Source organism: Cupriavidus sp. C3SS-1 (assembly GCF_057073755.1).
In genome coordinates this window covers 1,469,303-1,494,313 of the sequence record NZ_CP172700.1, presented here as the reverse complement: position 1 = coordinate 1,494,313, position 25,011 = coordinate 1,469,303, and the positions used below count along the sequence as shown (strand labels likewise).

Sequence of the window (25,011 nt, the reverse complement as noted above, 5' to 3'; positions counted from 1 at the left end):
CCGCAAAAGCCAGGGGGTCGACATTTCCGTCCGGGGCGATGCCCAGCGCACGCGCCGGCGTGTCACAAAAGGAAAAGCTCGAGACGTCATCGGCAAAGCGAAAAGTCGCGCCAGGCCAGAAGATTGGTTGTCGCTTTGGCGCGCCTGAACGGCAAGCCGCGGGTGAACGATCAGATCAGATAAAGAACAGGAGACGACATGGCGAAAGCCGTGAAATTCTACGAAACAGGCGGCCCCGATGTCCTTCGCTTCGAGGACGTCAGCGTGGGCGAGCCGGGGCCGGGGGAAGTCCGCGTCCGTCATGTGGCCGTAGGGCTGAACTTTGCCGACACGTACTTTCGCAGCGGCACTTACCAGGTTCCGCTGCCCAGTGGGCTTGGCAACGAGGCCTCCGGCGTGATCGAAGCCGTTGGCGCCGGTGTCACGCACCTGGCGGTCGGCGACCGCGTGACCTATACGGGCTTTACCAACACGCTCGGTGCCTACAGCACGGAGCGGATTATCGCTGCGGCGCCGCTGATCAAGCTGCCGCAATCCATCAGCTGCGAAGTCGCGGCGGCCATGACCATGCGGGGCTTGTCGGCGGCGTACCTGATGCGCCGGATCTACCCGTTCAAGGCGGGCGACGCCATCCTGCTGCATGCCGCGGCAGGCGGCGCCGGGCTGATCATTTCGCAATGGGCCAAGCTCCAGGGACTGACGGTGATCGGCACGGTTTCCACCGACGCCAAGGCCGAAGTGGCGCGCGCCCATGGCTGCGACCACACCATCAACTACAGCCATGAGGACGTGGCGAAGCGCGTGCGCGAACTGACGGACGGCGTGGGCGTGAACGTGGTCTTCGACAGCGTGGGCAAGGACACCTTCATGTCCTCGCTGGACTCGCTCAAGCGCCGCGGCCTGCTGGTGTGCGTGGGGTTTGCCTCGGGCCCGGTCACGGGGTTCGATCCGGCCATCCTGGCCCGCAAGGGCTCGGCATTCCTGACGCGCCCGGGCCTGGCCGACTATATCGCCGACCCTGCCGAAAAGGCGGAACTGGTCGACGAGCTGTTCGGACATGTGGCGGCAGGCCGCATCCGCATCGGGATCAACCAGCGCTATGCGCTGGAGGACGCCGCGCAGGCACATCGCGATCTCGAGGCCCGCAAGACCACGGGCTCCTCCATCTTCGTCATCTGACAGCACGCTGTTGTCTGTCTCGACTTTTTTCGCCTTTGCATAGCAACCTGGATATCCATCACCATGAACTTCCTTGACGGCCACCTGTATCCCGAGAACCAGCAGCCCCTGATCATCACCGCCGCGCCCTATGCGCCGGGCTGGATTCCTTCCGACTTTCCGGAAGATATTCCCGTCACGATGGAAGACCAGATCCAGAAGGCGGTGGATTGCTACGAAGCCGGTGCGCGCGTGCTGCACCTGCATGTGCGCGAACCCGATGGCAAGGGCAGCAAGCGCCTGTCCACGTTCAACGAGCTGATCGCCGGCGTGCGCAAGGCCTGTCCGGAAATGGTCATCCAGGTGGGCGGCTCGATCAGCTTCGCTCCCGAAGAGGGCCAGGCCGCCAAGTGGCTGGACGATGACACGCGCCATATGCTGGCCGAACTCGATCCGAAACCCGACCAGGTGACGGTGACCGTCAACACGGCGCAGATGAACGTGACCGAGCACGCCGGCGTCGACGACTTCAAGGGGGTATCGCGTGGCTTCCCGCACCTCTACGACACCTACAAGGATATGGTCGTGCCCTCGAACCCCAGCTGGGCCGAGGAGCATATCCGGCGCCTGACCGCCGCCGGAATCCAGAGCGAATTCCAGTGCTACAACATCAACAGCTTTGAAACGATCGAGCGGATGATTCGCCGCGGCGTCTACAAGGGGCCGCTGGTGATGAACTGGGTAGCGATCAGCGGTGGCATGGACCAGGCGAACATCTACAACCTGGCCAACATGCTGCGTGCCGTGCCGGACGGCGCCGTGCTGACGGTGGAGAGTTCGGTGCTGAACGTGCTGCCCATCAATATGATCGGCATGGCCCTGGGCCTGCATGTACGGTGCGGCATCGAAGACGTGCTGTGGAACCAGACGCGCACGGGAAAGATGAGCACGGTCGAGCAGATCAAGCAACTGGTGCGCATCGCCGGCGAATTCGGCCGGCCCATCGCGACCGCGCAGCAGACGCGGGAAATCCTGAAGCTGGGGGTGTTCTACGACACCGTGGAAGAAACGCTTCAGGCCAACGGCTTCGCGCCCAATCGTAATGGTGGCCACCAGGGTTTCCTGCGCAAGCAGGAAAACATGGCGGCCTGAGGTTGGCCACGCCAGCCAAGCCGCGAGACTGACTTGCCCGCGTTTCATGCCATGCATGGCTAGTTCACGTCGCCCGATGCGCTGCGTCTTGCGCATCGGGCCGCGTGGCCGTTGTCGTCGGCTCTGCCGATTTGCCAGGCGACGAGCAGGGAACGCGCGCGGGCCAGGTCGATTGGCAACAGACCAGGTATATGGAGGATGACAATGGCATTTCGATTGAAGAAGCTGGTTGCGGCCACGCTGGGCACGGGTGTGTTGCTGGCGGTGTGCGCTTGCGCGCAGGCGCAGGGCGGCGCCTGGCCCTCGCGCCCGATTCAGATGATCGTCGCGTCGTCGGCAGGATCGGGGACCGATGCCCTCGCACGCGTGATGGCGCAACGCCTGTCGGTAGCACTGAAGCAGCCGGTCGTGGTGGACAACCGGCCTGGCGCCGGTGGCGTGATCGGCACCAGCGCGGTGATCAAGGCGCCGGCCGACGGATACACGATCCTCTACACCACGGCAACGAACATGGTCATCGCCCCGGCGGTACTGAAGACCATTCCTTATGATCCGAAGAAGAGCCTGGTACCCATTGCCGAGACGGCCGAGGGTGGCGTAATGCTGCTCGTCAACAGTGACCTGCCGGTCCACAGCCTGCCGGAACTCGTCAAGCTGCTGAAGGCGAATCCGGACAAGTACAGCTACGGTACCTGGTCGGCGGGATCTTCGGGACAGCTGATGATGGAGTGGCTCAAGAAGCAGACCGGCATGGAAACCGCACACGTTGCGTACCGGACTTCGAATCAGCTGTTGACCGACCTTTCCGCGGGCGTATTGACGATCGGCTGGACCGACCCCGGCGCGCCCGTCCCCTTCCTTCGCTCGGGGAAGGTCCGCGCCATCGCCATTGCAGGCAACTCGCGCGCACCGCAGTTCCCCGACGTCAAGACCATGACGGAACAGGGCTATAAATTCGATGCCGTGGGCTGGTTCGGCATGTTCGCGCCAGCGGGAACCGACCCGGCGATCGTGAAGAGGCTGGCCGATGAAGTCAACAAGGTTCAGAAATCCCCTGAGCTCGCCACCATGATGCACACCATGAACTTTGCGCCGCCGCCTGTGAAGACCACGGTGCAGTTCGGCGAGATCGTCGGCCGCGACCTGCAGGTCTGGTCGAAAATCGCGGCGGATACCGGAATCAGGCTCGATTGATCCGCCGTGCCGGGCCCGTGTGGACTCACCGGGCTGCAGGACGAGATGGGCGGACAAGTGTCCGCCCATGTTTGCGCTTGTCGCCCGCGTTGCCGTACCGCTATTCCGTATCGCACCGGACCACGACCGTGCCCAGCTTGGTGCCGGCTTCGACAGCCAGATGCGCTTTTGCGGTGTCGCGCAAGTCGAAGACGCTGTCGACAGCATGAACGGCATCGGGGACGTCTTTCATCCAGCGCCCTAATCCTTCCTGGGCAATCCGGCGCAACTCGTAGGGCAAGCCCGGCAGGTACAGGCCCTGCAGGCAGAGATTCTTGCGAATCAGCGTGACCAATGGAAGTTCGGGGAGCTGCGCGCCGCTGGCATACGAGATCCACTGCGCCTGATTGGCGGCGACCTCCAGGCAAAGCCTTGCATTGTCGACCGCATCGACATCGACGATGTGATCGACACCGTGTCCCTGTGTGGCTTCCAGAATCCGCTGCGCGGCGCCTGGCGCCGTGTAGTCGACCACGACATCGGCGCCACCGCGTGTGGCATGGGCCGCCTTGGGCCCGGAGCTGGTGGTGGCAATGACATGGGCACCGCCCCACCTGGCGAGCTGCACCGCATAGTGCCCGACAGCCCCGGCACCGCCAGTCACGAGGACGAACTTGCCCCGGATCGTGCCGCGCTGGAACAGGCTGATGTAGGCGGTCATTGCCGGAATGCCCAGGCAGGCACCCTGGATAAAGTCCAGATGCGCGGGCAGCGGTGACGTCAAGGCGTGCGGCACGCAGATGAATTCGGCAGCCGTGCCAAAGGCGCGCCCGCGCTGTCCGAAATGCAGCCAGACACGCGAGCCCAGCAGCTTGGGGTCGACACCATCTCCAACCGCGTCGATCACGCCCGCGCCATCGCTGTTCGGAATAATGAGCGGGAATTCCATGCCGCCATGCATGCGGCCGGCCCGCCGGTTCGCGTCGGCCGGGTTGACGCCCGACGCGTGGAGTTGCACGCGGACTTCGCCCGGCGCCGGTTGCGGCGTGGGCAGGTCGCCGTAGGTCAGTACCTCGGCCGCCGGCCCCTGTTTCTCATACCAGATCGCCTTCACGATGCGCCTGTCGCATGACGCAAGACGGCCGCCAGGCCGCGGCCCGCTTGCGAATCAGTAGGGAATATCGCCGATGATGCCGGCGCGCTCCAGCTTGCGCGGTGCCGGGAAGTAATCGTTGAGGGCATAGTGCTGCGTGCAGCGGTTGTCCCAGATCGCAACGTCGCCTTCCTGCCAGGACCAGCGCACCTGGTACTCGGGGATGGTGGCGCGGCTGTTCAGGTATTGCAGCAGCAGCGGGCCGCCGGGCGACTTGTCGATGCCGTAGCGCACGTTTTCCGGGGTGCTGTAGTTGGTGAAGTGCGTCGTGAACGAAGCGCCGACGAAGAGGATCTTCTCCCCGGTTTCCGGATGGGTGCGTACCACCGGATGCTCCACCGGCGGGTGATCCTTGGCCAGCTTGGCGCGGTTCTCCGGCGTCATGACGGCACCGAAGCTGTGCTCGATGCTGGCCCTGGCGCGCAGGCCGTCGATCTTCTTCTTGATGTCTTCCGGCAGTTCCTCGTACGCCTTCACCATGTTGACCCAGATGGTGTCGCCGCCGATCTCGGGGCATTCGATGCAGCGCAGCACGGCTCCCATGGCGGGGTTGGGACGCCACAGGCCGTCGCAGTGATAGCTGTTCTCGTAGCTGTGCGGGTTGTCGCTGCGGTAGACCTTCACCAGACCCGGGTGCTCGGGAACACTGCCGGCGACAGGGTGGTCTTCCAGTTCGCCGAAGCAGCGCGCGAACGCCACGTGTTCAGCGCGCGTGATTTCCTGCTTGCGTAAGAACAGGACCCGGTGTTTGAGCAGCGCCGCCTTGATCTCGGCGAAGAGCGCCGGATCGCGCGCCGCGTCGCCGAGGTTAACGCCAGAAATCTCGGCCCCGATGGCGGGGGTGATTTGCCTGATCTTCATTTCCAAGTCTCCTACGGTGCCGATGCATGCAAGGGAGGTTGCATCGCGCTCGACCGGTTCTTGATTTGCACTCCCGGATCATCCGTCGCGGCGACATTTTCCGCTTGGCCTTGCACGCCGCGAACTTGGCTTTCTACGACAGGGATGACGCCTGAAGCGCACGGGTTATTGTCAGTTGACAATACGTGACAGCCATTTATCATGAGCCGTCAACTTTCTGCGTGGTCCCCGATGTCGTTACTTGTCCGCGCCGCGGCCCTCACCAACTACAGCGAGGTGGCTCGTGCCGCCGGGTTGAATCCGGAGCGGATGATGATGGATGCAGGAATCAGTCCGAGCGTGCTGCACGAGCCGGACCTGATGATTCCGGTCGAGCGCTTCGGGCGGCTGCTCCAGGCGTCCGCGACCCTGTCGGGCAATGAGAGTTTCGGGCTGTGCATGGCCGAATCCCGCCTGTTGTCCAATCTCGGCGCAGTCGGCATGCTGGTCCGCGATCAGGCCACGCTGCGCGACGCGCTTGGCATGCTGATGCGCTACCAGCCGATGCTCAATGGGGCGCAGTCGCTCGGGGTCGAGGAATGTGGCGAACTGGTCATCATTCGCGAGGCGCTGATCGCCGGCAACCCTAATCAGCCGACCCGCCAGCGGGTGGAGCTGGCGCTTGGTGTCATGGTGCGGTTGATACGCCAGCTCATCCGTCCGGACTGGCAGCCGCAACGCGTGTGTTTCGAGCACGCCGCGCCGGCCGATCTCAGTGCCCATCAGCGGTTTTTCGGCCCTTACGTCCAGTTCGATTGTGACTTCAACGGCATCGTCTGCGCCAAGGCCGATCTGGACGCGCGCAACCCCTGGGCCGATCCGGCCATGGTGCGCTACGCGCAGCGGCTGATCGACGATTCCGGCGTGCCGCAACAGTCGACCATGCTGGAAGACGTACGCCGCACGATCCCGCTGCTATTGCCGAGCGGGCGCTGCAGCATCGAGCAGGTGGCCGAACACATGGGCGTGGTATGCCGCACGGTCCAGCGCCGGCTGGCGGAACAGGGCCAGAGTTTCTCGTCGATCGTCAACGACATCCGCATAGAGCTTGCGACGCGCCATGTTGTCGAGAGCGATCGACCGCTGACCGAGGTGGCGACGTTGCTCGGTTTTTCCGCACCTAGTGGGTTCTCGCGCTGGTATCACACGCAGTTCGGATGCAGCCCGAAGGAAAGCCGGGCCGCAAGCGGCGCGGCGCGCCGGCAGGCCGGGGTTTCGGGGGAGAGCGGGGCATAACCCCGGGTGGTACACCAACAATGCAAAGCCCCGGAAAGACATGGTCTTCCGGGGCTTTGCACGTCGGCGCTTCCGTTCAGCCGGCCGCCATTACTCGTTCACCGCCAGCCCGGCATCCGGCACCTCGACCACCGGCGCCTTCTTGCCACCGCGCGCGCGCCATGCGGACCACGTGACCGCGATCACCAGCAGCGCGGAGATCACCACGAACACGCAGCTGATCGGCCGTTCCACGAACACCGCCAGGTCGCCGCGCGACAGCAGCAACGCGCGGCGGAAATTCTCCTCGACCATCGGCCCGAGCACGAAGCCCAGCAGGATCGGCGCCACCGAGAAGTTCAGGACCATCAGCAACGCCCCAATCAGGCCGAAGGCCAGGACTTCCCAGATCTGGAACAGGCTGCTTTGCGTGCTGAACACGCCCACGGCGATAAAGAACATGGCCGACGGGAACAGATAGCGGTAGGGCACCTGCAGCAGCTTCACCCACACGCCGATCATCGGCACGTTGAGGATCATCAGGATGACGTTGCCGATCCAGAAGCTGGCAATCAGACCCCAGAAGATGTCCGGGTGGTCGCTGATCAGCTGCGGACCCGGTGCGATCCCCTGGATCATCAGCGCGCCCAGGATCAGCGCCATCACCGCATCGCCTGGAATGCCGAGGCTCATCGTCGGGATGAAGTCCACCTGCGTCTTCGAGTGCGACGATGCCTCCGGCGCAGCCACGCCGGCGATCATGCCGGTGCCGAATTTCTCGGGCGACTTCGAGATCTTGCGCTCCAGCGCATAGGCCACGAAGGTCGTGATCGTCGGGCCGGTGCCGGGCATGGCGCCGAACAGCGTACCCACGCCGGTGCCGCGCACCATCGGCCAGAACGCCTGCTTCAGCTCGGCCAGGCTCGGACGCATGTCGCGGATGCGCAGCTTGGCGTTGCTGGTCACCGTCTTCATGCGGTTGACGTTTAGGATGAAGTCCGCCACGCCGAACAGGCCCATGGCGATGGCCACCAGTTCGAGTCCGTCGCTCAGTTCAGGAATGCCCATCGCAAAGCGGAACGTGCCGGTATTGACGTCCGTCCCCACCACGCCGCAGAGCAAGCCAAACAGTGTCATCGCCACGCCCTTGAGCGGCGACCCGCGCGACATCGTCGATCCCGCCAGCAGCCCGAGCAGCATGATCGAGAAGATCTCCGCGGGGCCGAACTTGAATGCGATGGCGGTCAGCAATGGCGATGCGAAGATCATCACCAGGATGCCCACCGACGCGGCAAAAAACGAGCAGATCATGGTGATGCCCAGCGCCGTGCCGCCCTTGCCGGCACGCGTCATCGGATACCCGTCGAGGCACGTCACGGCGTGCGGTGGATGCGAGGGCAGGTTGAGCAGGATGGCGCCAATGGCGCCCCCATATTGCGAACCATAGAAGATGCCGGCCAGCATCAGGATGGCGGGCACGGGATGCATCGCGTAGGTCAGCGGCAACAGGATCGAAATGGCGGAGAGCGCGCCCATGCCGGGCAGCACGCCGATCAGGTTGCCGACCAGCACGCCAAAGAACGACCACATCAGGTTGCTGCCCTGGAACGCCACGCCGAAGCCGAACCAGAGGTCATGCAGTGCATTCGATACCATGGCTTCACCTTCCCCAGATAAACAGCGGCAGCTGGATCTGCAGCAGCCAAGAGAACACCACGGCCGCGATCACGCACATCGCCACCGCCAGGCCGGCAGCCTGCTTGATGTTGTTGGTGCGGTCGCCGAGCGCCGAGATGAAGACGATGGCAAACGTCGCCGGAATCATGCCGCCATAAACGCCGAACAGCAGGAACGCGAGCGTGCCCAGCACGATGCAGACCGTGCCGCGCAGGTCGGGCGCCGCATGGCTGTGCCCATGTCCCGACGCCTGTTCGGCTTGCGCCGATGGCGCCGGCTCATTGCGGGCGGACATGGCGATCAGCACGCCAACCAATGTCAGCAGCGTGCCAATGGCCACGGGGAAGAAGCCCGGACCCATATGGCTGAGCGTGCCCGTGCGGTACTGCAGACCGGCAAATACCGCTGCCAGCCCTGTCAGCACCATCAGGGCGCCGCCGTAATAGTCCTTCTTGAAGCTTGGGGCCCGGTTCATTGGTCGGCCCCCCGGCAGCCCTGCGGTGGGCGCTGCATAGTGTGATCGAACATCGTCTGTCTCCTTCGGTGCCCGCGCATGCGGGTCAGGCAAATCTACAAGCGATGTCTTGCAACGGGCTTTCAGGCGGCTTGCGGGAACCTTACGAAATACATCATGACGTGATGTATCTGGCGCGGGAGAGGGTGGCCTCGGTGTAATCCCCTGTATTGAATGTAAGGCGGCGATAGTTGTATTAAGGAGGGGACAGGCATGTCGCCTGATAGGGAGGCAGCACGTCTTTTGGGGATACCGTTGGCGCGCAAGTAGATGGGAAAAATGTGCTTCCGGAGGGGGCCGCCGATCGGAATGCTTAACCGTACCGTAATGATCGGGCGTTGCTCGTTGATTGATGCTGGCCCGCGCGGTTCCTAGAGTTGTCTGCAAATGACCGGCTCCGCGACATGCGGTGCCTAGAACGCCAACTGGAGACAACCATGATCATCTACGGCACCGCATTACTGGCCATCTGCCATCTCGTGGGCCTGTATCTCGGCGACCTGCTGGGCGCCGCCATCGGCGTCAAGTCCAACGTCGGCGGCGTGGGCATCGCCATGCTGCTGCTGATATTCCTGCGGCTCTACCTGCATGACCGGGGCCTGATGCCGAAAGAGACGGAGGCCGGTGTGGGCTTCTGGGGCGCGATGTATATCCCCGTGGTCGTGGCGATGGCCGCACAGCAGAATGTGGTGGCGGCGCTGCGTGGCGGTCCGGTCGCATTGCTGGCGGCCATCCTGTCGGTGGCGGCCTGCGCCTGCCTGATTGCGCTGCTCAGCCGCTCCGGCGACCACGAGCCGCTGCCGCCGCTGCCGGTCGAAGCCGTTTCCCGATAAGCCAGGAGATCGCCATGACTATCGCTTCCCCGGCCACGATGTTCGACAACGTCCTGCTTCACAACGGCCTGGTAACGGCATTCGCCACCGTAGGCATCGTGATGTGGGTGTCTTCCCAGATATCGAAGCGGCTGACGAAAGGGCGCCTGCATGCCTCGGCCATCGCCATCATGATCGGCCTGGCGCTGGCGTACTACGGCGGCGTGGTGACCGGCAAGGAAAAAGGGCTGGCCGATTTCGCGCTGTTCTCGGGCATCGGCCTGATGGGCGGTGCCATGCTGCGTGACTTTGCCATTGTCGCCACAGCCTTCGAGGTGCAGGTGCGCGAGGCCCGCAAGGCGGGCATGGTGGGTGCCGTGTCGCTGTTGCTGGGGACCGTGGTGCCGTTCATCGTCGGCGCGCTGGTGGCACGGGCATTCGGCTACAGCGATGCCGTCAGCATGACGACCATCGGCGCCGGCGCGGTGACCTATATCGTCGGCCCCGTGACCGGCGCGGCGCTGGGCGCCAGTTCCGACGTGATTGCGCTGTCGATTGCCACCGGGCTCATCAAGGCCATTATCGTGATGGTCGGCACGCCGTTTGCGGCCGGCTTCCTCGGACTGAACAACCCGCGCGCCGCGATGGTGTTCGGCGGGCTGGCCGGTACGGTCAGCGGCGTATCAGCCGGCCTGGCGGCCACCGATCGCCGGCTGGTGCCCTATGGCGCGCTGGTGGCCACGTTCCACACGGGGCTCGGGTGCCTGCTCGGGCCGTCGGTGCTGTACCTGGCCACCAAGGCGCTGGTGGGCGGTTGATCAGAAGTTTCACATCGTGCACTGCCTGCAGCCGTGGGTATGGTACTGGCCGCGAGCCTGAGGTGCCGGTCGCGGCCAGCGGACCTCATCCGGTGCACATCTCGCTCTGCCCTGGCCGCACTGGTCTGGTAGACAGGACCACCCGGTTCCATTGAACGGCCTGGCGGCCGGGCATACAGTCGGACTGCCCCTGAAGCAGACAAGACAGGGGTGGAGACTGATATGCCCCTGAGCAGAAGACAATTACTGGCCGGCGCTGCGCTGGCAACCCTCGCCACGATCGCACCCGCCGCGCAGGCCGCCGCGGACAAGCCGATCACGATCGTGGTCGGCAGCCCGGCGGGTGGTACCACCGATGCGCTGGCGCGTTTGATTGCCCGGTCGATGGGCGACACGCTGCATCGCAGCGTGGTGGTCGACAACAAGCCCGGCGCCGGTGGCAATATCGCCGCGCAGTACGTGGCGCGCAGTGCCCCGGACGGTTTCACGCTGCTGATGAGTTTCACCGGCCATACCATCAACGCGTCGCTGTACAAGAACCTGCCGTTCGACGCGGTCAGGGACTTCACGCCGATCTCGATGGTCGCGCGCGTGCCCAGCGTGCTGGTGGCGCGCAAGAGCGCGCCGTTCGACAATACCGCGGGCCTGATCGATTACGCGAAGCGCAATCCAGGTAAGCTCAGCTTTGCCATCGGCGCGCAAGGTTCGTCGCTGCATTTGGCCAGCGAGCAGTTCAAGCAGCAGACCGGCACGGATATTCTCAATATCCCGTACAAGGGCACCAATCCCGCGCTGACCGACCTGCTGGCCGGCACCGTGGACCTGATGTTCGCCAGCACCGTCAATGTGCTGCCGCACGTCAAATCCGGCACGCTAAAGATCCTGGGCGTCAGCAGCAAGCAGCCGCTGGCGCAGTTCCCGGGCGTGCCGGCAATTGGCGGCACCGTGAAGGGCTTCGAGTCATCGGCGTGGTTCGGACTGTTCGGGCCCGCCAAGCTGCCGCAGGCCACTACCGACCAGCTTTATCGCGCGGTCAAGATCGCGGTGGAAGATCCTGCCTACAAGCAGCGCATGGAGGCCGAGGCGGCCAGCGCCGTCAGCATGACGCCCCAGGCGTTCGCGCAGTTTGTGCGCAGCGATATCCAGCATTGGGCCAAGGTGATCCAGGCGTCGGGCACGCGGGTGGAATGATGGCGCAGGATTCAGTACAGGGCGCGCCGCAGACCCTGGCGCAGAAGCTGCTGGCGCGCGCGGCCGGCCGCACGCACGTCACGCCGGGAGAGATTGCCACCTGCCGCGTGGATCTGGCGATGATGCACGACTCGGGCGGTCCGCGCCGGGTGCAGCCGCTGCTGGAGAAGATCGGCGCCCGCGTCTGGGACCCGTCCAGGGTGGTGGTCGTCACCGATCACTACGTGCCGGCCCATGACCTCGACAGCCAGAGGATCGTGCAGATCGCGCGCGACTGGGTCAGGGAAACGGGCGTGGCGCGCTTCCATGACATGGAAGGCATCTGCCACGTGGTGGTGCCGCAGAAAGGCTATCTTCGCCCCGGCATGTTCGCGGTGGGCGGCGACAGCCATTCGTCGACTGGCGGCGCGTTCGGGGCCTATATGTTCGGCATCGGCGCCACCGAGATGCTTGGCGTGCTGGTGACCGGGGAGATCTGGGTGCGCGTGCCCGAGACCCTCCGCATGCAGTGGCACGGCAGGCTGGCCGCGGGCGTGTCGGCCAAGGACATGATGCTGCGCATGTGCACGCAGTTCGGCATGGACGGCGGCCAGTACCAGGCCGTGGAATACACGGGCGCTGCCGTGGCGGCGCTGTCCATGCAGGAGCGCATGACACTGTCCAACATGACCGCCGAGCTTGGCGGCCAGGTCGGCCTGGTCGCGCCGGACGCGGTCACGCGCGACTGGCTGTGCGCCGCCGGGGTCGAGGCCGAAGCCATCGACCTGGCGCGATGGACTTCCGATGCCGGCGCCGAATACCTGGCCACGCATGACTTCGACGCCGCCGCGCTCGCGCCGCAGGTGTCGCGGCCGCATACGCCGGCCGACGCCGGGGACGTCGACACCCTGGGCAATGTGGCCATCGACATCGCCTATATCGGCGCTTGCACCGGTGCCAAGCTCGACGACCTGCGCATGGCCGCGCAGGTGCTGCGGGGCCAGCGCGTGGCACGCGATACGCGGCTGCTGGTGGCGCCCGCCAGCGCCGCCGACCAGGCCCAGGCGGCGCGCGAAGGTACGCTTGCCGCGCTGGTCGGCGCAGGCGCCGAATTGCTGCCGAACGCCTGTGGCGCGTGCGCCGGCTACGGCGAGCACCGCTTTGGCGCAGACACCGTGGTGATCAGCGCCACGGCGCGTAATTTCAAGGGACGCATGGGGGCAGCCTCGTCGCAGGTCTATCTTGGTTCGCCTTACACGGTCGCCGCCTCGGCGATCGCCGGGCGCATTGCCGATCCACGGGAGATGCTGGCGTGAACCTGGCTACATCGCATGAAACGGGTCGCGCCTGGGTCTTCGGCGACGATATCAATACTGACCTGCTGGCACCTGGCGCCTACATGAAGTTCGGCATCGGGGAACTGGCACGCCATTGCATGGAGCATGTCGACCCGGCGTTCGCCGCCACGGTTCGCCCGGGCGACATCGTGTTCGGCGGGCGCAATTTCGGTGCGGGGTCCTCGCGCGAGCAGGCGGTCGAAGTGCTGCGCCACCTGGGCGTGGTCGCGGTGGTGGCGCAGTCGTTCGCGGGCCTGTTCTACCGCAACGGCTTCAACCTTGGGCTGCCCTTGTTCACTTGCCCGACGCTGCCGCGGATCGAGCCAGGACGGCGAGTGGCCTGCGATATCGACAACGCCCGGGTCGTCATCGAAGGGGCGCCGCCGGTGCAATGCGAGGCGATTCCGCCCCACCTGGTTGCCATGATCCGCGATGGCGGGCTGGTGCCGCACCTGGCGCGCAAGATCGCGGCGGGCCAACTTTCCCTGACCAGAACCACACCATGACCTTCAAGCAGCGCCTGCAACAGCCCCGCATCGTCACAGCCCCGGGCGTCTACGATGCCTTTTCCGCCTTGCTGGTGGAACAGGCCGGCTTCGAGGCGGCCTACCTGTCGGGCGCCAGCATCGCCTATACGCGCTTCGGCCGGCCGGACATCGGCTTGCTGTCGCTTGACGACGTTGCCTCGGTCACGCGCAATATCCGCGAACGCGTGGCGTTGCCGCTGATCGTCGATGCCGACACCGGCTTCGGCAACGCGCTCAATGTCGTGCAGACCGTGCGCACGCTGGAGCGTGCCGGGGCTTCTGCGATCCAGCTCGAGGACCAGGCGAGCCCCAAGCGCTGCGGCCACCTCGACGGCAAGACGGTGATTCCCGCAGCGGAGATGGCGGGCAAGATCCGCGCCGCCTGCGACGCACGCCGCGACGCCAATACGCTCATCATCGCGCGTACCGATGCGGTGGCGGTGGAGGGCATGGCAGCGGCGCTGGAACGCGCCGAGCGCTATGCCGAGGCCGGCGCGGACCTGTTGTTCGTGGAAGCGCTACGCGGCCGCGACGACATGTCGGCGGCGATCGCGCGGCTGGGGCCGCGCGCGCCGCTGCTTGCCAATATGGTCGAAGGCGGCAAGACGCCGGTGCTGCCCGCGCCGGAGCTGGAAGAGATCGGCTTCCGGGTCGTGATCTTTCCCGGCGGCACCGTGCGCGCGCTTGCCTTTGCGCTGCGCGACTACCTTCAGAGCCTGGGAGCGCACCATACCACCACGCCTTACCTGGACCGGATGCTGTCGTTCCAGGCGCTCAACGAACTGATCGGCACGCCCGAGATGCTGGCGCTGGGCAAGCGGTACGAGTAGGGCGCGGGGTCGGCTTGCCCTGGCGGTGCCACGGGCGTACCGTGGCGCCATGTTTTGCCACCGCAGTCTTCCATGCCGCTGATGACCTTCGACGCCAGTCCCGACCTGCCGCGCTTCCAGCAAGTCCGCCTGATCCTGCGCGACCGCATACGCGGCGGCTATTACGAGACCGGCATGCCGCTGCCAGGCGAGCGCCAGCTGGCCGAGGAATTCGGCGTGGCGCGCGTGACCGTGCGCTCCGCGCTGGCGCGGCTGCAGGAAGAGGGCATGGTCGCCCGGCTGCGCGGCAAGGGTACGGTGCCGACTTTCCGGCATGAGGCGCCGGCCGCCGCGGTGCAGGGCGGCCTGCTCGACAACATCGTCAGCGTCAGCATGCGCACGCGCGTGACCGTGTTGCAATGGAAGCGCATGCCGGCGCCGCCGGCGGTCAGCGCCGCGCTGGGCCTGCCGCCAGGCGCGCCCGTGCTGAAGGTCGTGCGTGTGCGCAAATTCAAGGCGCAGCCGATCGCCTACACCGAGGTCTTCGTTCCTGACGACCTTGCCGGTGCGCTCGATCGCCATACGCTGCAGGACACGCCGATGCTGGTGGCACTGGAACAGCATGGCGTGCATGTCGTGTCCGCCGACCAGACCCTGGGCGCCGCCGTGGCCGACCTGGATGTCGCGCGCATCCTGCGCATCACGCCCGGGGTGCCGCTGCTGCGCGTGGCGCGCATCGCCACGGACCGGCACGGCCGCCGCGTTCAGTACCTGGTCGGCCTATATCACCCGGAGCGGTACACCTACCAGATGCGGCTGTCGCGCGTGGGCGGCTCCACGCGCGTCTGGATCGACGCGGATGCATCCACGGCGGCGGAACAGGGCGGAGCGACGCCGGCGTTGCCATTGGAGTGAGAGGGCGTGACGCCGATGCCCCAAGATCGCGGCAGAGGATGCGGCAGATGAGGAGGTCCGCACGCGGACGGAATCAGCTCTCGCTTACGCCCGTATCGAGAATGCGCTTGTAGAAGCCGATTTCATTGATGATCGCCACGCCGGTGTTGGCCCTGAGCAAAGCCATCTGCTGTTGCGCCCGCGCTTTGTCTCCCCGCTTCGCCGCCACATAACCCAGCAGCATCCACGGATAATTCGCGCTCGGTTCGATCTGCGTGGACCAGGTTGGCGCATGCGCGTTCAAATAGGCATAACCAATGTCATACCGGCTTTGCGTTGCCGTGGAATCCGCGGATAGCGGAACGTCGTACAACTGCGGAAAGACCTGGGTGACTGTGCCGGGATAGAAGGCCGGACTGACGGTTTGTTCGACATCGGCGGCATAGAAGTTGGTTCCATTGGACAACTGTTGCATGCCAGCCGAGACCGACGCGGCCACTTGCCTGTAGTAACCGGCATCCGTTTCGCCAATCGAGTCGAGGGCGCCGGCAAAGTCGACCAGGCCACGGTAGTTCTCGGTATTGTCTTCGGTGTACGCAATATCCGATTGCCTGAAGACCGGACAATAGCTGGGATCCGTGGGCGGTGCGTAGTCTCGCCGAAATACCGGAATCAACCCGTTCGGCTTTTGCGTCGCGGCGAGGTTTGAGTAAGCAATGGATTTGAGGATTGGCAGGTTATCGCGGAACCATGCGACATCACCAGTGACCTTCAGGTATTCGGACGCCAGCGAAAGGAAGCTCGAGGCATACGAATCATTTGAGTCTGCCGGACATGCAACGGGTAAATTGGTGTCGCCGGCAAATTTTACGTCATTGATGGTGTAATTCGATTTGTCTACGTTCCGGATGTAGACGTTCATGTAATTCCGGACTTCACTGGGCCGTTCCCTGATGAACGGGAGTAATCCGAGATTTGCGAAATACCAGTTCAAGTAATTGCTGCCGATGCCGACCTGATAAGTGCCGGCGAATGGTCCGGTGGTAATCCTCAGTGCATCCAGGTGATCGAGGATTTTGAATCCTGTCGTCGAATTACTTTGCGGAGAAGTGATTTGAGAATTTTCAGTGCGCGCTGCCGGGGTCGAGCTTTCTCCGCCACCGCCACAAGCAGCCAATGCCAATGGAACGGCTGCCATCAATACCATATTTTTTAAATAAAACTGCTCACCGAAAAACTTTGTTTCTTTCACATCCATGCCAGATTTAATTTAATGATTTAAATTTAGAGCGATAATATCCCTTTCCGTCTGGAAGACAGATTATCAAATGCTGGGATTGACCAGATTGACGAACGGACGGACCACGGAAACGCGCGTTGCGCGTAGATAACAGGCGAGCGAAAGTCCGAAAACGCTATTTCGAGGCGAATTCGCCACAAAGTGCCCGATTCACCTCTAAACGACTCGACTGGTCGTAATTCGCGGAAGCGGAATGATAACCGATTGCGTCAGGGCGGCGGTCAAACGCAGATTACCGAGGCATGTCCATCTGGTTGACATCGAGACCATCGCGCCCGGCAGGATCTGCGCCTGAAAGGCCTCACCGCTATCGCCTATGCCAATATCGTGGAGGGCACGGTGGCGGCGTACTATCCGGAAGCGAACGTCCTGGTTCCGCTCGACTTCATCGACCAGGAAAGTGGCACGCCGTCGTACAAGTCGATCCTCGTGCGCGTGGTGCGTTCGGAGGTGATATGACTCGCTTCTTGCCACAAGGAGCGGCGCCCGGATAGGGCCCCCCTGGCTCGCGGGCAAGGCGCCGAGCCGCGGCAAGCGAGCCTCTGTGATTGGACCTTCGGCGGGCAAAGGTCCAAACCTGTATGCAGGTGGCTGGAGAACAATCATGATTGTGCGACCAAAGAAGAACTGGTTCAGCATGTTGTTCGTGTGGAACGGTTCAGTCCTGCAGGCGATCATTCCACAGCTTGTCTTCCTGGCACTTGTCAGTAGCTTCGCCGTGCTGACGCACGGGCGTATTCTGGGCGAGAAGATACCGCTCAATACCGCCCCGTTCACACTCTTTGGCATCGCGCTGACCATTTTCCTGGTCTTCCGGAACAACGCGAGCTATGAGCGCTTCAAGGAAGCGCGGCTGATGTGGGGCAACATGCTGATCTCCGCACGGTCGCTGACTTCGCAGTTGCTGAGTTACATCCCTGAAAACGGTAGCGTCGATCGTATCCAGCTGATCCGTAGCCTGATTGCCTTTGTGTATGCCTTGAAGCATGAGTTGCGAAAGACCGATCCGGGTTCGGATTTCACCAGACTCCTTGGGAAGGATGCCGCCGAGCGCTTGCGGCTGAAGCATTATCGACCGGTCGCGCTCCTCAATGACATCAGGTCGGAGATCGGCCGGCTCCGGTTTGCCGGAGTCGCTTCCGATGCAAGCCTGTGGCTGTTCGATACGCAGATCAATGAGCTCGAGAAGGCCGTGGGCGGTTGCGAACGGATCGCGTCGACGCCGATTCCTTTCGCGTACGGTGTCCTCTTGCACCGTACGGTATATGCATACTGCATCATGCTGCCGTTCGGGCTTGTCGATTCCACGGAATTGTTTACGCCAATCGTGTGTGTCTTTGTTGCCTATACATTGATTGCGCTGGAGGCCATCGCGGATGAAGTCTCCGAGCCATTCAGCACGGCTCCCAATGCGCTGGCGCTGGATGCCATCGCCTGCAACATCGAGCGCTCCGTGCTCGAGCTTTGTGGTGGCGAGGTTCCCGCGCCGAGGGCTCCGGATCGCCATTACCACCTGACCTGAGCGATGCTGCGCTGCCTGGCCGCACGCAGGAGCGCATCCGCTTCGCACATGGGAGCGAGAGCCTCTGCATCCCCTGACCGGCGTCTTATTTCATGTGCGCATCGCCGACCAGGTCGAGCAGCGCCCGGATTGCGCCACGGCTGTAGAGCGGGTCATCGCAATAAAGGCCGCGCGCGGCGTCGGCAGGCGCAACCTCGATGGCATCGCGCAAGGCCTGCTGCTTTTCCCCCGCAAACCGGGCAACCGGCTGTTCGCCTAGCCGCCCGTCGGTGGCGCATAGGCTGGCATCCGTTCGCTCATGGCCTTCAGTGGGACGAGCAGCGCGGCGTGCAGGTACCTGACCGCGGGCGAGAACTGGCGGCGATGCGGGCAGACCAGGTTCAGGGGTGCCAGCTCGCCTGGCTGGCCAGGCAGCAGCAGTTCCAGCCGGCCTTCTTCGACGTCATCGCAGACATCGAGCCAGGACTTGTAAGCGATGCCGCGTCCATCGAGCGCCCAGCGCCGCGCGATTTCCGCGTCGTCGCACATCAGCGCGCCCTTGATGGTGATCTGCCGCCGGGCGCCGGCGACGGGAAAGCTCCAACGGTCATGGACCCGGCCGCCCAGCACATATGGCAAGCACTGGTGCGCGAGCAAGTCATCGAGCGTCGCGGGCCGGCCGTGGCGCCGAAGATAGTCCGGAGACGCCACCAGCACGCGGCGATTGTCGGGCGCGAGGGGCAGGGCGACATAGGTAGCGCCTTCGTTCATGCCATACCGGAAGGCGACGTCCACCGGATCGCGGAAAACGTCGGAGACCTGGTCGGACAGCGACAGCCTGAGCACAAGCTTGGGGTGGGATTCCCGGAACGCGGTCAGCAGCGGCAGCAGGATATTGCGACCAAGGTCTGACGGAGCGGCGATCTTCAGCGCGCCTTGCAATGCGCGCTGCTCGCCGTGCAGGCGGTCCCGGCCTTCCTTAAGCTTGGCCAGCACCTCGTCCGCATACGGCAGGTACTGCTCGCCCTCGGCAGTGAGCCGCAGGCTGCGCGTGGACCGTGCAAACAGGCGGATGTCGAGTTCCTTCTCCAGGCGCTGGATGGCAGCGCTGACCTGTCCGGGCAGCAGGTCGGCCTCGCGCGCGGCGTTCGAGAAGCTGCCCAGCGCTGCGGTTCGCACAAAAAGCTGGAGATCGTCGAGTCTGATCATTTTCACTCTGATCGTGAAAGTCTTGGCGCATTTTCCCAGTTTTTCGACAATGCCGCAGCGACGAAAATGCCAAACATGTCGGGGCCACCCTGGCCAGACACGCAGTCGCAACGATTTCCCCGTATTTCCCGAACCACGAACTGGAGCAGAACATGAACTTCACTGACGCCGTCCTTTCCCGCCATACCGTCAAGGCTTACGAAGGCGGTCGGACCTTGCCCCAGGAACAGGTCGACATGCTGCTGGCGTGGCTGCACAACAGTCCGTCGTCGGTGAACTCGCAGCCGTGGCACTTTGTGGTGGCGTCGACGCCCGAGGGGCGCGAGACGATCGCCAGGGCGGCCACGGGGACGTTTTCCTACAACCACCCGAAGATCGTCGATGCCTCGCACGTGATCGCCCTGTGCATGCGTGCCGACCTGGACGAGGCGCATCTGCGCGCCATCCTGGCGCAGGAGGAAAGCGATGGCCGGTTCAAGACCGAAGGCGCTCGCGAAGGCCAGGACAGGAGCCGGCGTTCGTATGTGGACCTGCATCGCTACGCGCTGCGCGATGTGCCGCAATGGATGGAGAAGCAGGTCTACCTTGCCCTTGGCGGTCTGCTGCTGGGCGCTGGCATGCTGGGGATCGATGCGACGCCGATGGAGGGCTTCGACGCGTCGGCGCTGGATGCGGCACTGAACCTGCGCGAGCGTGGCCTGACCAGCGTCGTACTGGTGTCGCTGGGCCGCCGCAGCGAACAGGACTTCAATGCCGGACTGCCGAAGTCGCGCCTGCCGAAAGAGGCAGTGTTCACGAATATCTGAAGCGGATTCATCCATCGCTGCCGGGTTGGGACATGTGCCCGCGCCCGGTATCAAACTTCAGGTGTCAGGGTCCAATCACTCGCCATTGCCTTCTCAGCAAGTTCGCGAAGCGACGGCGACGGTGGTGGGTGACTCGGCAAGGGGCACAAAGCGCCGTGTCGCGCCGTCGAGTGCGTCGATGCTACCCGTCTCAATGTCGTAGACCCAGCCGTGCAAATTCATGCGTCCCTGTTCGAGCGCAAGTGCCACGGACGGATGTGTGCGCAGATTCGCCAGTTGTGCAATGACGTTCTCACGTACCAGGCCGTCAAGCTTGGCGCGAGGCGTATCGAATTGATGCGCGGAATTGATGGCTTTGGCCGCATCGGAATGACGCAACCAGTTTGCGACCGCCGGCATATGGTCAAGGCAAGTGCAACGCGAGATCGCGCCCATGGCGCCGCAGTCGGAGTGCCCGCAGATCACGATGTCATGCACGCCGAGGACTGCAACCGCATATTCGACGGTTGCCGATACGCCACCGGGTTCCGGCCCGTACGATGGGACGATGTTTCCCGCGTTTCGAATGACGAACAGTTCGCCGGGCTCACGCTGGGTGAGCAACTCGGGCACGACGCGGCTGTCCGAGCAGGTAACGAACAGGGCCTTGGGGTTTTGGCTGGTTGCAAGCTGTTTGAAGAGCTCGACACGTTGCGGATAGACCTCGCGCTGAAAGCGCAGGAAGCCGTCGATGATGTCACGCATGTGGTTCTCCGGATTCGAGTATCGGATGCTGGCATGTGATTCGAATGCCCGCGTCCGGTGCGGCAGTGATTATCGCTGAATATTGCGGCCGGGTACGCGGATGTTGCGGTGCTCAGGAATCCGAGGCACCAATAAGCATGCCGCGTGCTCTTATCGGCGTTCGTGAAGTGTAGTAAGAGTAGCACGGCGCAAGATTAATAAAATCAAGGGATTAGTCCCACGCGTACTAACATTGCGACGATTCTGCGAGTAGTAATGTTGATACTCCCGGTGGGCAAGTAGTAATGTTGGAACGATCGCTGGTCAGTCACATCGTTTCATCTTTAGTACTTTTCGCTCTGACTACGCGGCTTCGCTCTGGTTGATCAAAAGGAGGTGTTCGCGCGAAACACGCCTAAAATAGGGCTGCAATCACCGCCGAGAACCGAATACAAGGTGGCCTTGCCGCAGAGTGAGAGTAGTCGAGCAGGGGACACGATTTCTCCGAATCGCAGTAGTAAAGATGATACTTTCCGCGTGATTAAGCGCGCGGAGGAACATTTCTACGAATTGGTACCGGGATTACTACAGTTCACGTGAATTCAGATTTGCGTGCCCGACTGGTTGAGCAGGGCTACCTGCTGTCGCCCGGTACTCCAGAAGATTTCTCGCGTTTCGAGAACGAGGATATGGCGCGCTCCGCCAGGATCGTCTCGGACGCCAAGATTCACGTCGAATAGTTGTATCTAGCCAAAGAGTTTCCCGAACATTCCTGACCATGCTGCTTGCGGTCAGCCCGCCAGGCCTTCCAGTTCTTGCCGCGAGGGGGCGTATGCACCGGCATGGCCTGCAGCCACTGCCGCGGCGGCAGCGGCCATCCGCGCCTGGGCCGCAAGGTCCGCCCGGGGCTCGGCCAGCACCGCTGCTATCCACCCACCCATGGCGGCATCCCCGCAACCTACGGTGTCGGCAACGTTCACCCGGAACGCCGGTTGTTCCACCACGCTGTCGGACCAGAGCAGGGTCAGGCCCTCGGCCCCGCGCGTGAGCATGATGGTGGCGTCCGGTGCCATGGCCCGCACCTGCGCGAGCGCTGCGTCCAGGGCCAGCGCCGGAAACAGGCCCGTCAGGTCTTCATCCGAGATCTTGACGTAGGACGCCAGCCGAAGCATGTGTGCAAGCGCTTCGCCATAGCCCGGCGCGTTCATCAGCTTGCGGTAGTTCGGGTCGAAGGCAATGCGCTTGCCGGCGCCGGCTGCCTGCGTGGCTTCCTCGCACAGGCCTGCGGCAAGCGGCTGACGCGCCAGGCTGATAGAGCCAAAGTGAATGACTTCCGCCGCCTGACGCCAGCCATGCGGCAGCCGGGACGGATCGAAATGCAGGTCAGCACTGTCGTCCCCCACGAAGAAATACTGCGGAGGATGGCGCGAAGCAACAAAGGCCAGGAAGGGCGAGCGATCGACCCGTTGCAGGAAGCGCATGTCCAGGCCGGCCTGCTCGCTGGCCTGGGCCAGCTCGTCGCCGAACAGGTCCTGGCTGACGGCACCGGCAAAGGCCGTGTCGATGCCAAGGCGCGCGCCGACGCGAGCCACGTTCCAGCAGGAACCGCCTGGCAGGCCGAGCCAGCTTCCGTCGGCCTGTCGAACCATGTCGGTGAGGGCTTCGCCGAAGACGACATAGCGGGGCAAGGGCTTGGACATCGATGACTCCTGGATCTGTGCTTGCGCGAACTGTGCGGCTGGGTTGATATGGGGAAGGCTGAAGGCCGGGCTACGGCGTCCAGTAGACATCCACAGGAGTCCTTTGCTGATGCAGCAGGTAGCTGACCGGCAGCATTGGCGTGGGCTTGCGCGTTGCCGCATCGAATACCTGCTTCTTCCACGGCCCACTGAAGCCCAGCAAGACCCGGTCCGCGCCCAGCAGGGCACTCAGGTTGAGGCTGACGCGGCGATGTGGCGCGGCCCTGGGGCTCAGCCCCAGGTAGCCCGGCGGCTCGTTCAGGGACAGGCCCTCGGGCAGCTCTGGCGCATCGGGGAACAGCGACGCAGTATGGCCGTCGTCGCCCATGCCGAGGATGACGAGATCGGGCTGGCGATAGTTGCGGTTCAGTCCGGCTACGACCGCCGAGGTGTCGATCTCGTCGATCGCCGTGCAGAACGGCGGGACCGGCGGCTGGAACGATGCGCGCGACGCGGCTTGGCGCAGCAACCGGTCGCACACCAGGCGCGCATTGCTGTCGGTGTGGTCGAGGGGCACCATGCGCTCGTCGACGAGCACCACGCTCACGCGCTCCCAGGGCAGGGGGCGCTGCCGGAGGGCCTCGAACAGCGGCAGCGGCGAACGACCGCCGGAGACCGCCAGGCAAGCCTGGCCCTTTTCGGCCAAGGTACGCACCAGTTCGCCGGCCACGGCTCGTGCCATGGCTTCGACATGGGTGGTGGCATCATTGAGTTCGATCTGCCGCATGGCTCCCCCTGCAGGTCCCTGTCATCGCGCGATTCAGTGTTGCGCCGAGGTTCTGGCGTCGCACGCGCGGCGGATCAGCGCGGCTGTCGACGCGTCATGCGGCTGCGCCGGCGCACCTTCCAGTTCGCGCTCGATGGGGCCGGCCAGCTTCTTGCCAAGTTCCACGCCCCATTGATCGAAGGAGTTTATGTTCCAAAGTGCGCCCTGCACGAATGTGCGGTGCTCGCACATGGCGAGCAGGGCGCCCAGGTGGAAGGCATCCAGCTGCTGCAGCAGCAGGGTATTGCTGGGACGGTTCCCTTCGAACACCAGATGCGACACCAGCCTCTCGTCATGCTGCCCGTCGGCGCGTACCTCGTCGGCGGTGCGTCCCCGCAACAGTGCTTCGCCCTGTGCAAAGCAGTTGGCCAGCAGCTTGGTATGGTGGCCGGGGAGGTCGCTGTGAGGTCGCAGGCAGGCGATGAAGTCCACCGGTACCAGTTGCGAGCCCTGGTGCACCATCTGGAAATAGGCATGCTGGCCGTTGGTACCGGTGGTGCCCCATACCACCGCGGCCGAGCCGGTCTCCAGCGCCGCGCCGTCGTGCTGCACCGACTTGCCGTTGCTCTCCATCTCCAGTTGCTGGAGGAAGGCCGGGAGCAGTTCCATGGATTCGCAATAGGGTGCTACGCAGCGGCTGCCCGCGCCCAGGAAGCTGCGGTACCAGACATCGAGCAGGCCGAGAATCATCGGCAGGTTCTGTTCGGGCGGCGCACTGGCGAAATGCCGGTCCATGGCCCTTGCTCCGTCCAGCAGCAGACGGAACCTGTCGAAGCCGATTGCCACGGCGATCGACAGGCCGACGGCCGACCACAATGAGAAGCGCCCGCCGACCCAGTCCCAGAACGGGAACATGTTGACCGGGTCGATGCCGAATGCTTCCACGGCGTCGCGGTTGGTCGACACGGCCACGAAGTGGCGCGCCAGGTCCGCCTGCGTGGCCCCGTGGCACAGGAACCAGTCGCGCGCGGTGCGGGCGTTGGCCATGGTTTCCAGCGTGCTGAAAGTCTTGGAGCAGACGATCACCAGCGTGGTGGCGGCATCCAGGCGAGCCAGCTTGCGGGCCAGGTCACAGCCGTCCACGTTGGCGACAAAGTGCATGCGCGGCGCGGGTTCGGCATCTTGCACCAGGGCGCGGCATACCATGCGCGGCCCGAGGTCGGAACCGCCGATGCCGATGTTGACCACGTCCGTCATGGCACGGCCGTCAAAGCCTGTCCATGCGCCGCTGCGCACTTCATGCGCGAAGCGTTCCATCTGTGCGAGTACTGCCGACACATCGGGTTCTACCGGCACGCCGAGTGCCCGGTAGCCATCGCCGGGGCGGGCACGCAGCGCCATGTGGAGTGCGGCACGGCGCTCGGTGGTGTTGACCGGCTCGCCGGCAAACATGGCATCGCGATGCTCGCACACGCGCGCGTCGCGGGCCAGCTGGAAAAGCAGGGTCAGGGTTTCCTCGGTGACGCGGTTCTTCGCGTAGTCAAGGGTCAGGCCGCAGGCCTCGGCCGCCATGCGCTCGGAGCGGGCCTGGCCGTGCGGGCCCGCGAACCAGTCGCGCATATGGGCAGGACGAATCCTGGCAGCATGTTCACGCAAGGCCTGCCAGGCGGGGAGGGACGTCGACATGGGGCTGCTCCAATGGGGGATAGGCAAATGCG

Annotated in this window: 25 protein-coding genes and 1 pseudogene; 15 read left to right on the top strand and 11 right to left on the bottom strand. The window is 64.1% G+C overall.

Annotated elements, in window-relative coordinates; genetic code table 11:
• Positions 1 to 198: 198 nt before the first annotated feature.
• The 3 genes from ACIGJC_RS22925 (at position 199) to ACIGJC_RS22915 (ending at position 3,504) form a co-directional block, all read left to right on the top strand.
• On the top strand, positions 199 to 1,179 hold the full coding sequence (locus ACIGJC_RS22925; protein ID WP_483711706.1) for a quinone oxidoreductase family protein: 981 nt from the start codon (positions 199 to 201) through the stop codon (positions 1,177 to 1,179).
• A 63-nt stretch (positions 1,180 to 1,242) separates the two neighbouring features.
• Entirely contained in the window at positions 1,243 to 2,310 is a 1,068-nt protein-coding gene (locus ACIGJC_RS22920) for a beta-keto acid cleavage family enzyme (protein WP_483711705.1), read from the top strand.
• 204 nt (positions 2,311 to 2,514) lie between these two features.
• On the top strand, positions 2,515 to 3,504 hold the full coding sequence (locus tag ACIGJC_RS22915) for a Bug family tripartite tricarboxylate transporter substrate binding protein (RefSeq protein ID WP_483711704.1): 990 nt from the start codon (positions 2,515 to 2,517) through the stop codon (positions 3,502 to 3,504).
• 100 nt (positions 3,505 to 3,604) lie between these two features.
• Here ACIGJC_RS22915 and ACIGJC_RS22910 read toward each other — a convergent pair whose 3' ends face one another.
• Together ACIGJC_RS22910 and ACIGJC_RS22905 are read right to left on the bottom strand one after the other, a co-directional pair.
• On the bottom strand, positions 3,605 to 4,597 hold the full coding sequence (locus tag ACIGJC_RS22910) for an NADPH:quinone reductase (protein WP_483711703.1): 993 nt from the start codon (positions 4,595 to 4,597) through the stop codon (positions 3,605 to 3,607).
• Between the two features lie 54 nt (positions 4,598 to 4,651).
• Positions 4,652 to 5,497, bottom strand: a complete 846-nt coding sequence (locus ACIGJC_RS22905) for a TauD/TfdA dioxygenase family protein (RefSeq protein ID WP_483711702.1) — start codon at positions 5,495 to 5,497, stop codon at positions 4,652 to 4,654.
• 231 nt (positions 5,498 to 5,728) lie between these two features.
• Here ACIGJC_RS22905 and ACIGJC_RS22900 point away from each other — a divergent pair, with 231 nt between their 5' ends.
• Positions 5,729 to 6,772, top strand: a complete 1,044-nt coding sequence (locus ACIGJC_RS22900) for an AraC family transcriptional regulator (protein ID WP_483711701.1) — start codon at positions 5,729 to 5,731, stop codon at positions 6,770 to 6,772.
• Positions 6,773 to 6,862: 90 nt separating this feature from the next.
• On the opposite strand, the gene ACIGJC_RS22895 is transcribed toward ACIGJC_RS22900, so the two are convergent.
• Positions 6,863 to 8,407, bottom strand: coding sequence for a tripartite tricarboxylate transporter permease (locus ACIGJC_RS22895; RefSeq protein WP_483711700.1), 1,545 nt, complete (start codon positions 8,405 to 8,407; stop codon positions 6,863 to 6,865).
• Positions 8,408 to 8,411: 4 nt separating this feature from the next.
• Complete coding sequence (locus tag ACIGJC_RS22890; protein ID WP_483711699.1) at positions 8,412 to 8,903, bottom strand: tripartite tricarboxylate transporter TctB family protein; 492 nt, start codon at positions 8,901 to 8,903, stop codon at positions 8,412 to 8,414.
• A gap of 476 nt (positions 8,904 to 9,379) precedes the next feature.
• Here ACIGJC_RS22890 and madL point away from each other — a divergent pair, with 476 nt between their 5' ends.
• The 7 genes from madL (at position 9,380) to ACIGJC_RS22855 (ending at position 15,330) form a co-directional block, all read left to right on the top strand.
• The gene (gene madL, locus ACIGJC_RS22885) at positions 9,380 to 9,775 is read left to right on the top strand and encodes a malonate transporter subunit MadL (RefSeq protein ID WP_483711698.1); all 396 of its coding nucleotides are present in this window, start codon (positions 9,380 to 9,382) and stop codon (positions 9,773 to 9,775) included.
• A gap of 14 nt (positions 9,776 to 9,789) precedes the next feature.
• Positions 9,790 to 10,572 carry a malonate transporter subunit MadM gene (gene madM / locus ACIGJC_RS22880; protein WP_483711697.1) on the top strand — a complete coding sequence of 261 codons (783 nt, stop codon included), beginning with the start codon at positions 9,790 to 9,792 and terminating at the stop codon, positions 10,570 to 10,572.
• A gap of 222 nt (positions 10,573 to 10,794) precedes the next feature.
• Positions 10,795 to 11,763: a tripartite tricarboxylate transporter substrate binding protein gene (locus ACIGJC_RS22875; RefSeq protein ID WP_483711696.1), complete on the top strand. Its 969-nt coding sequence runs from the start codon at positions 10,795 to 10,797 to the stop codon at positions 11,761 to 11,763.
• Entirely contained in the window at positions 11,763 to 13,058 is a 1,296-nt protein-coding gene (locus ACIGJC_RS22870; protein WP_483714520.1) for a 3-isopropylmalate dehydratase large subunit, read from the top strand. The genes ACIGJC_RS22875 and ACIGJC_RS22870 overlap by 1 nt, the downstream gene beginning before the upstream one ends.
• Positions 13,055 to 13,585: a LeuD/DmdB family oxidoreductase small subunit gene (locus tag ACIGJC_RS22865; protein ID WP_483711695.1), complete on the top strand. Its 531-nt coding sequence runs from the start codon at positions 13,055 to 13,057 to the stop codon at positions 13,583 to 13,585. Before ACIGJC_RS22870 ends, ACIGJC_RS22865 begins: the two co-directional genes overlap by 4 nt.
• Entirely contained in the window at positions 13,582 to 14,436 is an 855-nt protein-coding gene (locus tag ACIGJC_RS22860) for an isocitrate lyase/PEP mutase family protein (RefSeq protein WP_483711694.1), read from the top strand. Before ACIGJC_RS22865 ends, ACIGJC_RS22860 begins: the two co-directional genes overlap by 4 nt.
• Before the next feature lie 72 nt (positions 14,437 to 14,508).
• Positions 14,509 to 15,330: a GntR family transcriptional regulator gene (locus ACIGJC_RS22855; protein WP_483711693.1), complete on the top strand. Its 822-nt coding sequence runs from the start codon at positions 14,509 to 14,511 to the stop codon at positions 15,328 to 15,330.
• 73 nt (positions 15,331 to 15,403) lie between these two features.
• Here ACIGJC_RS22855 and ACIGJC_RS22850 read toward each other — a convergent pair whose 3' ends face one another.
• The gene (locus ACIGJC_RS22850) at positions 15,404 to 16,567 is read right to left on the bottom strand and encodes a hypothetical protein (RefSeq protein WP_483711692.1); all 1,164 of its coding nucleotides are present in this window, start codon (positions 16,565 to 16,567) and stop codon (positions 15,404 to 15,406) included.
• A gap of 283 nt (positions 16,568 to 16,850) precedes the next feature.
• Between ACIGJC_RS22850 and ACIGJC_RS22845 the strand changes: the two are divergent.
• Positions 16,851 to 17,068 (top strand): annotated as a pseudogene (locus tag ACIGJC_RS22845) (hypothetical protein); the annotation flags it as partial.
• 145 nt (positions 17,069 to 17,213) lie between these two features.
• Positions 17,214 to 18,131, top strand: coding sequence for a bestrophin family protein (locus ACIGJC_RS22840; RefSeq protein WP_483711691.1), 918 nt, complete (start codon positions 17,214 to 17,216; stop codon positions 18,129 to 18,131).
• 85 nt (positions 18,132 to 18,216) lie between these two features.
• Here the strand turns inward: ACIGJC_RS22840 and ACIGJC_RS22835 are convergent, their stop codons facing one another.
• The gene (locus tag ACIGJC_RS22835) at positions 18,217 to 18,342 is read right to left on the bottom strand and encodes a hypothetical protein (protein ID WP_483711690.1); all 126 of its coding nucleotides are present in this window, start codon (positions 18,340 to 18,342) and stop codon (positions 18,217 to 18,219) included.
• 44 nt (positions 18,343 to 18,386) lie between these two features.
• Complete coding sequence (locus ACIGJC_RS22830) at positions 18,387 to 19,319, bottom strand: LysR family transcriptional regulator (RefSeq protein WP_483711689.1); 933 nt, start codon at positions 19,317 to 19,319, stop codon at positions 18,387 to 18,389.
• A 152-nt stretch (positions 19,320 to 19,471) separates the two neighbouring features.
• Between ACIGJC_RS22830 and nfsB the strand changes: the two genes are divergently transcribed.
• Positions 19,472 to 20,125, top strand: coding sequence for an oxygen-insensitive NAD(P)H nitroreductase (gene nfsB / locus ACIGJC_RS22825; RefSeq protein WP_483711688.1), 654 nt, complete (start codon positions 19,472 to 19,474; stop codon positions 20,123 to 20,125).
• A 93-nt stretch (positions 20,126 to 20,218) separates the two neighbouring features.
• On the opposite strand, the gene ACIGJC_RS22820 is transcribed toward nfsB, so the two are convergent.
• Positions 20,219 to 20,869, bottom strand: a complete 651-nt coding sequence (locus ACIGJC_RS22820; protein ID WP_483711687.1) for a carbonic anhydrase — start codon at positions 20,867 to 20,869, stop codon at positions 20,219 to 20,221.
• Between the two features lie 575 nt (positions 20,870 to 21,444).
• On the opposite strand from ACIGJC_RS22820, the gene ACIGJC_RS22815 reads away from it, so the two are divergent.
• Positions 21,445 to 21,588, top strand: a complete 144-nt coding sequence (locus ACIGJC_RS22815; RefSeq protein ID WP_483711686.1) for a hypothetical protein — start codon at positions 21,445 to 21,447, stop codon at positions 21,586 to 21,588.
• Positions 21,589 to 21,639: 51 nt separating this feature from the next.
• Here ACIGJC_RS22815 and ACIGJC_RS22810 read toward each other — a convergent pair whose 3' ends face one another.
• The 3 genes from ACIGJC_RS22810 to pgi form a co-directional block, all read right to left on the bottom strand.
• On the bottom strand, positions 21,640 to 22,548 hold the full coding sequence (locus ACIGJC_RS22810; protein WP_483711685.1) for a carbohydrate kinase family protein: 909 nt from the start codon (positions 22,546 to 22,548) through the stop codon (positions 21,640 to 21,642).
• A 70-nt stretch (positions 22,549 to 22,618) separates the two neighbouring features.
• Complete coding sequence (gene pgl, locus ACIGJC_RS22805) at positions 22,619 to 23,314, bottom strand: 6-phosphogluconolactonase (RefSeq protein WP_483711684.1); 696 nt, start codon at positions 23,312 to 23,314, stop codon at positions 22,619 to 22,621.
• Between the two features lie 33 nt (positions 23,315 to 23,347).
• A complete protein-coding gene (gene pgi / locus ACIGJC_RS22800; protein ID WP_483711683.1) occupies positions 23,348 to 24,979 on the bottom strand; it encodes a glucose-6-phosphate isomerase in 1,632 nt (543 codons plus the stop codon).
• Positions 24,980 to 25,011 lie beyond the last annotated feature (32 nt).

Coding starts and splice junctions, on each gene's coding strand:
- ACIGJC_RS22925 (WP_483711706.1), top strand. CDS start 199: ATGGCGAAAGCCGTGAAATTCTACGAAACAGGCGGCCCCGATGTCCTT.
- ACIGJC_RS22920 (WP_483711705.1), top strand. CDS start 1,243: ATGAACTTCCTTGACGGCCACCTGTATCCCGAGAACCAGCAGCCCCTG.
- ACIGJC_RS22915 (WP_483711704.1), top strand. CDS start 2,515: ATGGCATTTCGATTGAAGAAGCTGGTTGCGGCCACGCTGGGCACGGGT.
- ACIGJC_RS22905 (WP_483711702.1), bottom strand. CDS start 5,497: ATGAAGATCAGGCAAATCACCCCCGCCATCGGGGCCGAGATTTCTGGC.
- ACIGJC_RS22900 (WP_483711701.1), top strand. CDS start 5,729: ATGTCGTTACTTGTCCGCGCCGCGGCCCTCACCAACTACAGCGAGGTG.
- ACIGJC_RS22895 (WP_483711700.1), bottom strand. CDS start 8,407: ATGGTATCGAATGCACTGCATGACCTCTGGTTCGGCTTCGGCGTGGCG.
- ACIGJC_RS22890 (WP_483711699.1), bottom strand. CDS start 8,903: ATGAACCGGGCCCCAAGCTTCAAGAAGGACTATTACGGCGGCGCCCTG.
- madL (WP_483711698.1), top strand. CDS start 9,380: ATGATCATCTACGGCACCGCATTACTGGCCATCTGCCATCTCGTGGGC.
- madM (WP_483711697.1), top strand. CDS start 9,790: ATGACTATCGCTTCCCCGGCCACGATGTTCGACAACGTCCTGCTTCAC.
- ACIGJC_RS22875 (WP_483711696.1), top strand. CDS start 10,795: ATGCCCCTGAGCAGAAGACAATTACTGGCCGGCGCTGCGCTGGCAACC.
- ACIGJC_RS22870 (WP_483714520.1), top strand. CDS start 11,763: ATGGCGCAGGATTCAGTACAGGGCGCGCCGCAGACCCTGGCGCAGAAG.
- ACIGJC_RS22860 (WP_483711694.1), top strand. CDS start 13,582: ATGACCTTCAAGCAGCGCCTGCAACAGCCCCGCATCGTCACAGCCCCG.
- ACIGJC_RS22855 (WP_483711693.1), top strand. CDS start 14,509: ATGCCGCTGATGACCTTCGACGCCAGTCCCGACCTGCCGCGCTTCCAG.
- ACIGJC_RS22850 (WP_483711692.1), bottom strand. CDS start 16,567: ATGGATGTGAAAGAAACAAAGTTTTTCGGTGAGCAGTTTTATTTAAAA.
- ACIGJC_RS22840 (WP_483711691.1), top strand. CDS start 17,214: ATGATTGTGCGACCAAAGAAGAACTGGTTCAGCATGTTGTTCGTGTGG.
- ACIGJC_RS22830 (WP_483711689.1), bottom strand. CDS start 19,319: ATGATCAGACTCGACGATCTCCAGCTTTTTGTGCGAACCGCAGCGCTG.
- nfsB (WP_483711688.1), top strand. CDS start 19,472: ATGAACTTCACTGACGCCGTCCTTTCCCGCCATACCGTCAAGGCTTAC.
- ACIGJC_RS22820 (WP_483711687.1), bottom strand. CDS start 20,869: ATGCGTGACATCATCGACGGCTTCCTGCGCTTTCAGCGCGAGGTCTAT.
- ACIGJC_RS22810 (WP_483711685.1), bottom strand. CDS start 22,548: ATGTCCAAGCCCTTGCCCCGCTATGTCGTCTTCGGCGAAGCCCTCACC.
- pgl (WP_483711684.1), bottom strand. CDS start 23,314: ATGCGGCAGATCGAACTCAATGATGCCACCACCCATGTCGAAGCCATG.
- pgi (WP_483711683.1), bottom strand. CDS start 24,979: ATGTCGACGTCCCTCCCCGCCTGGCAGGCCTTGCGTGAACATGCTGCC.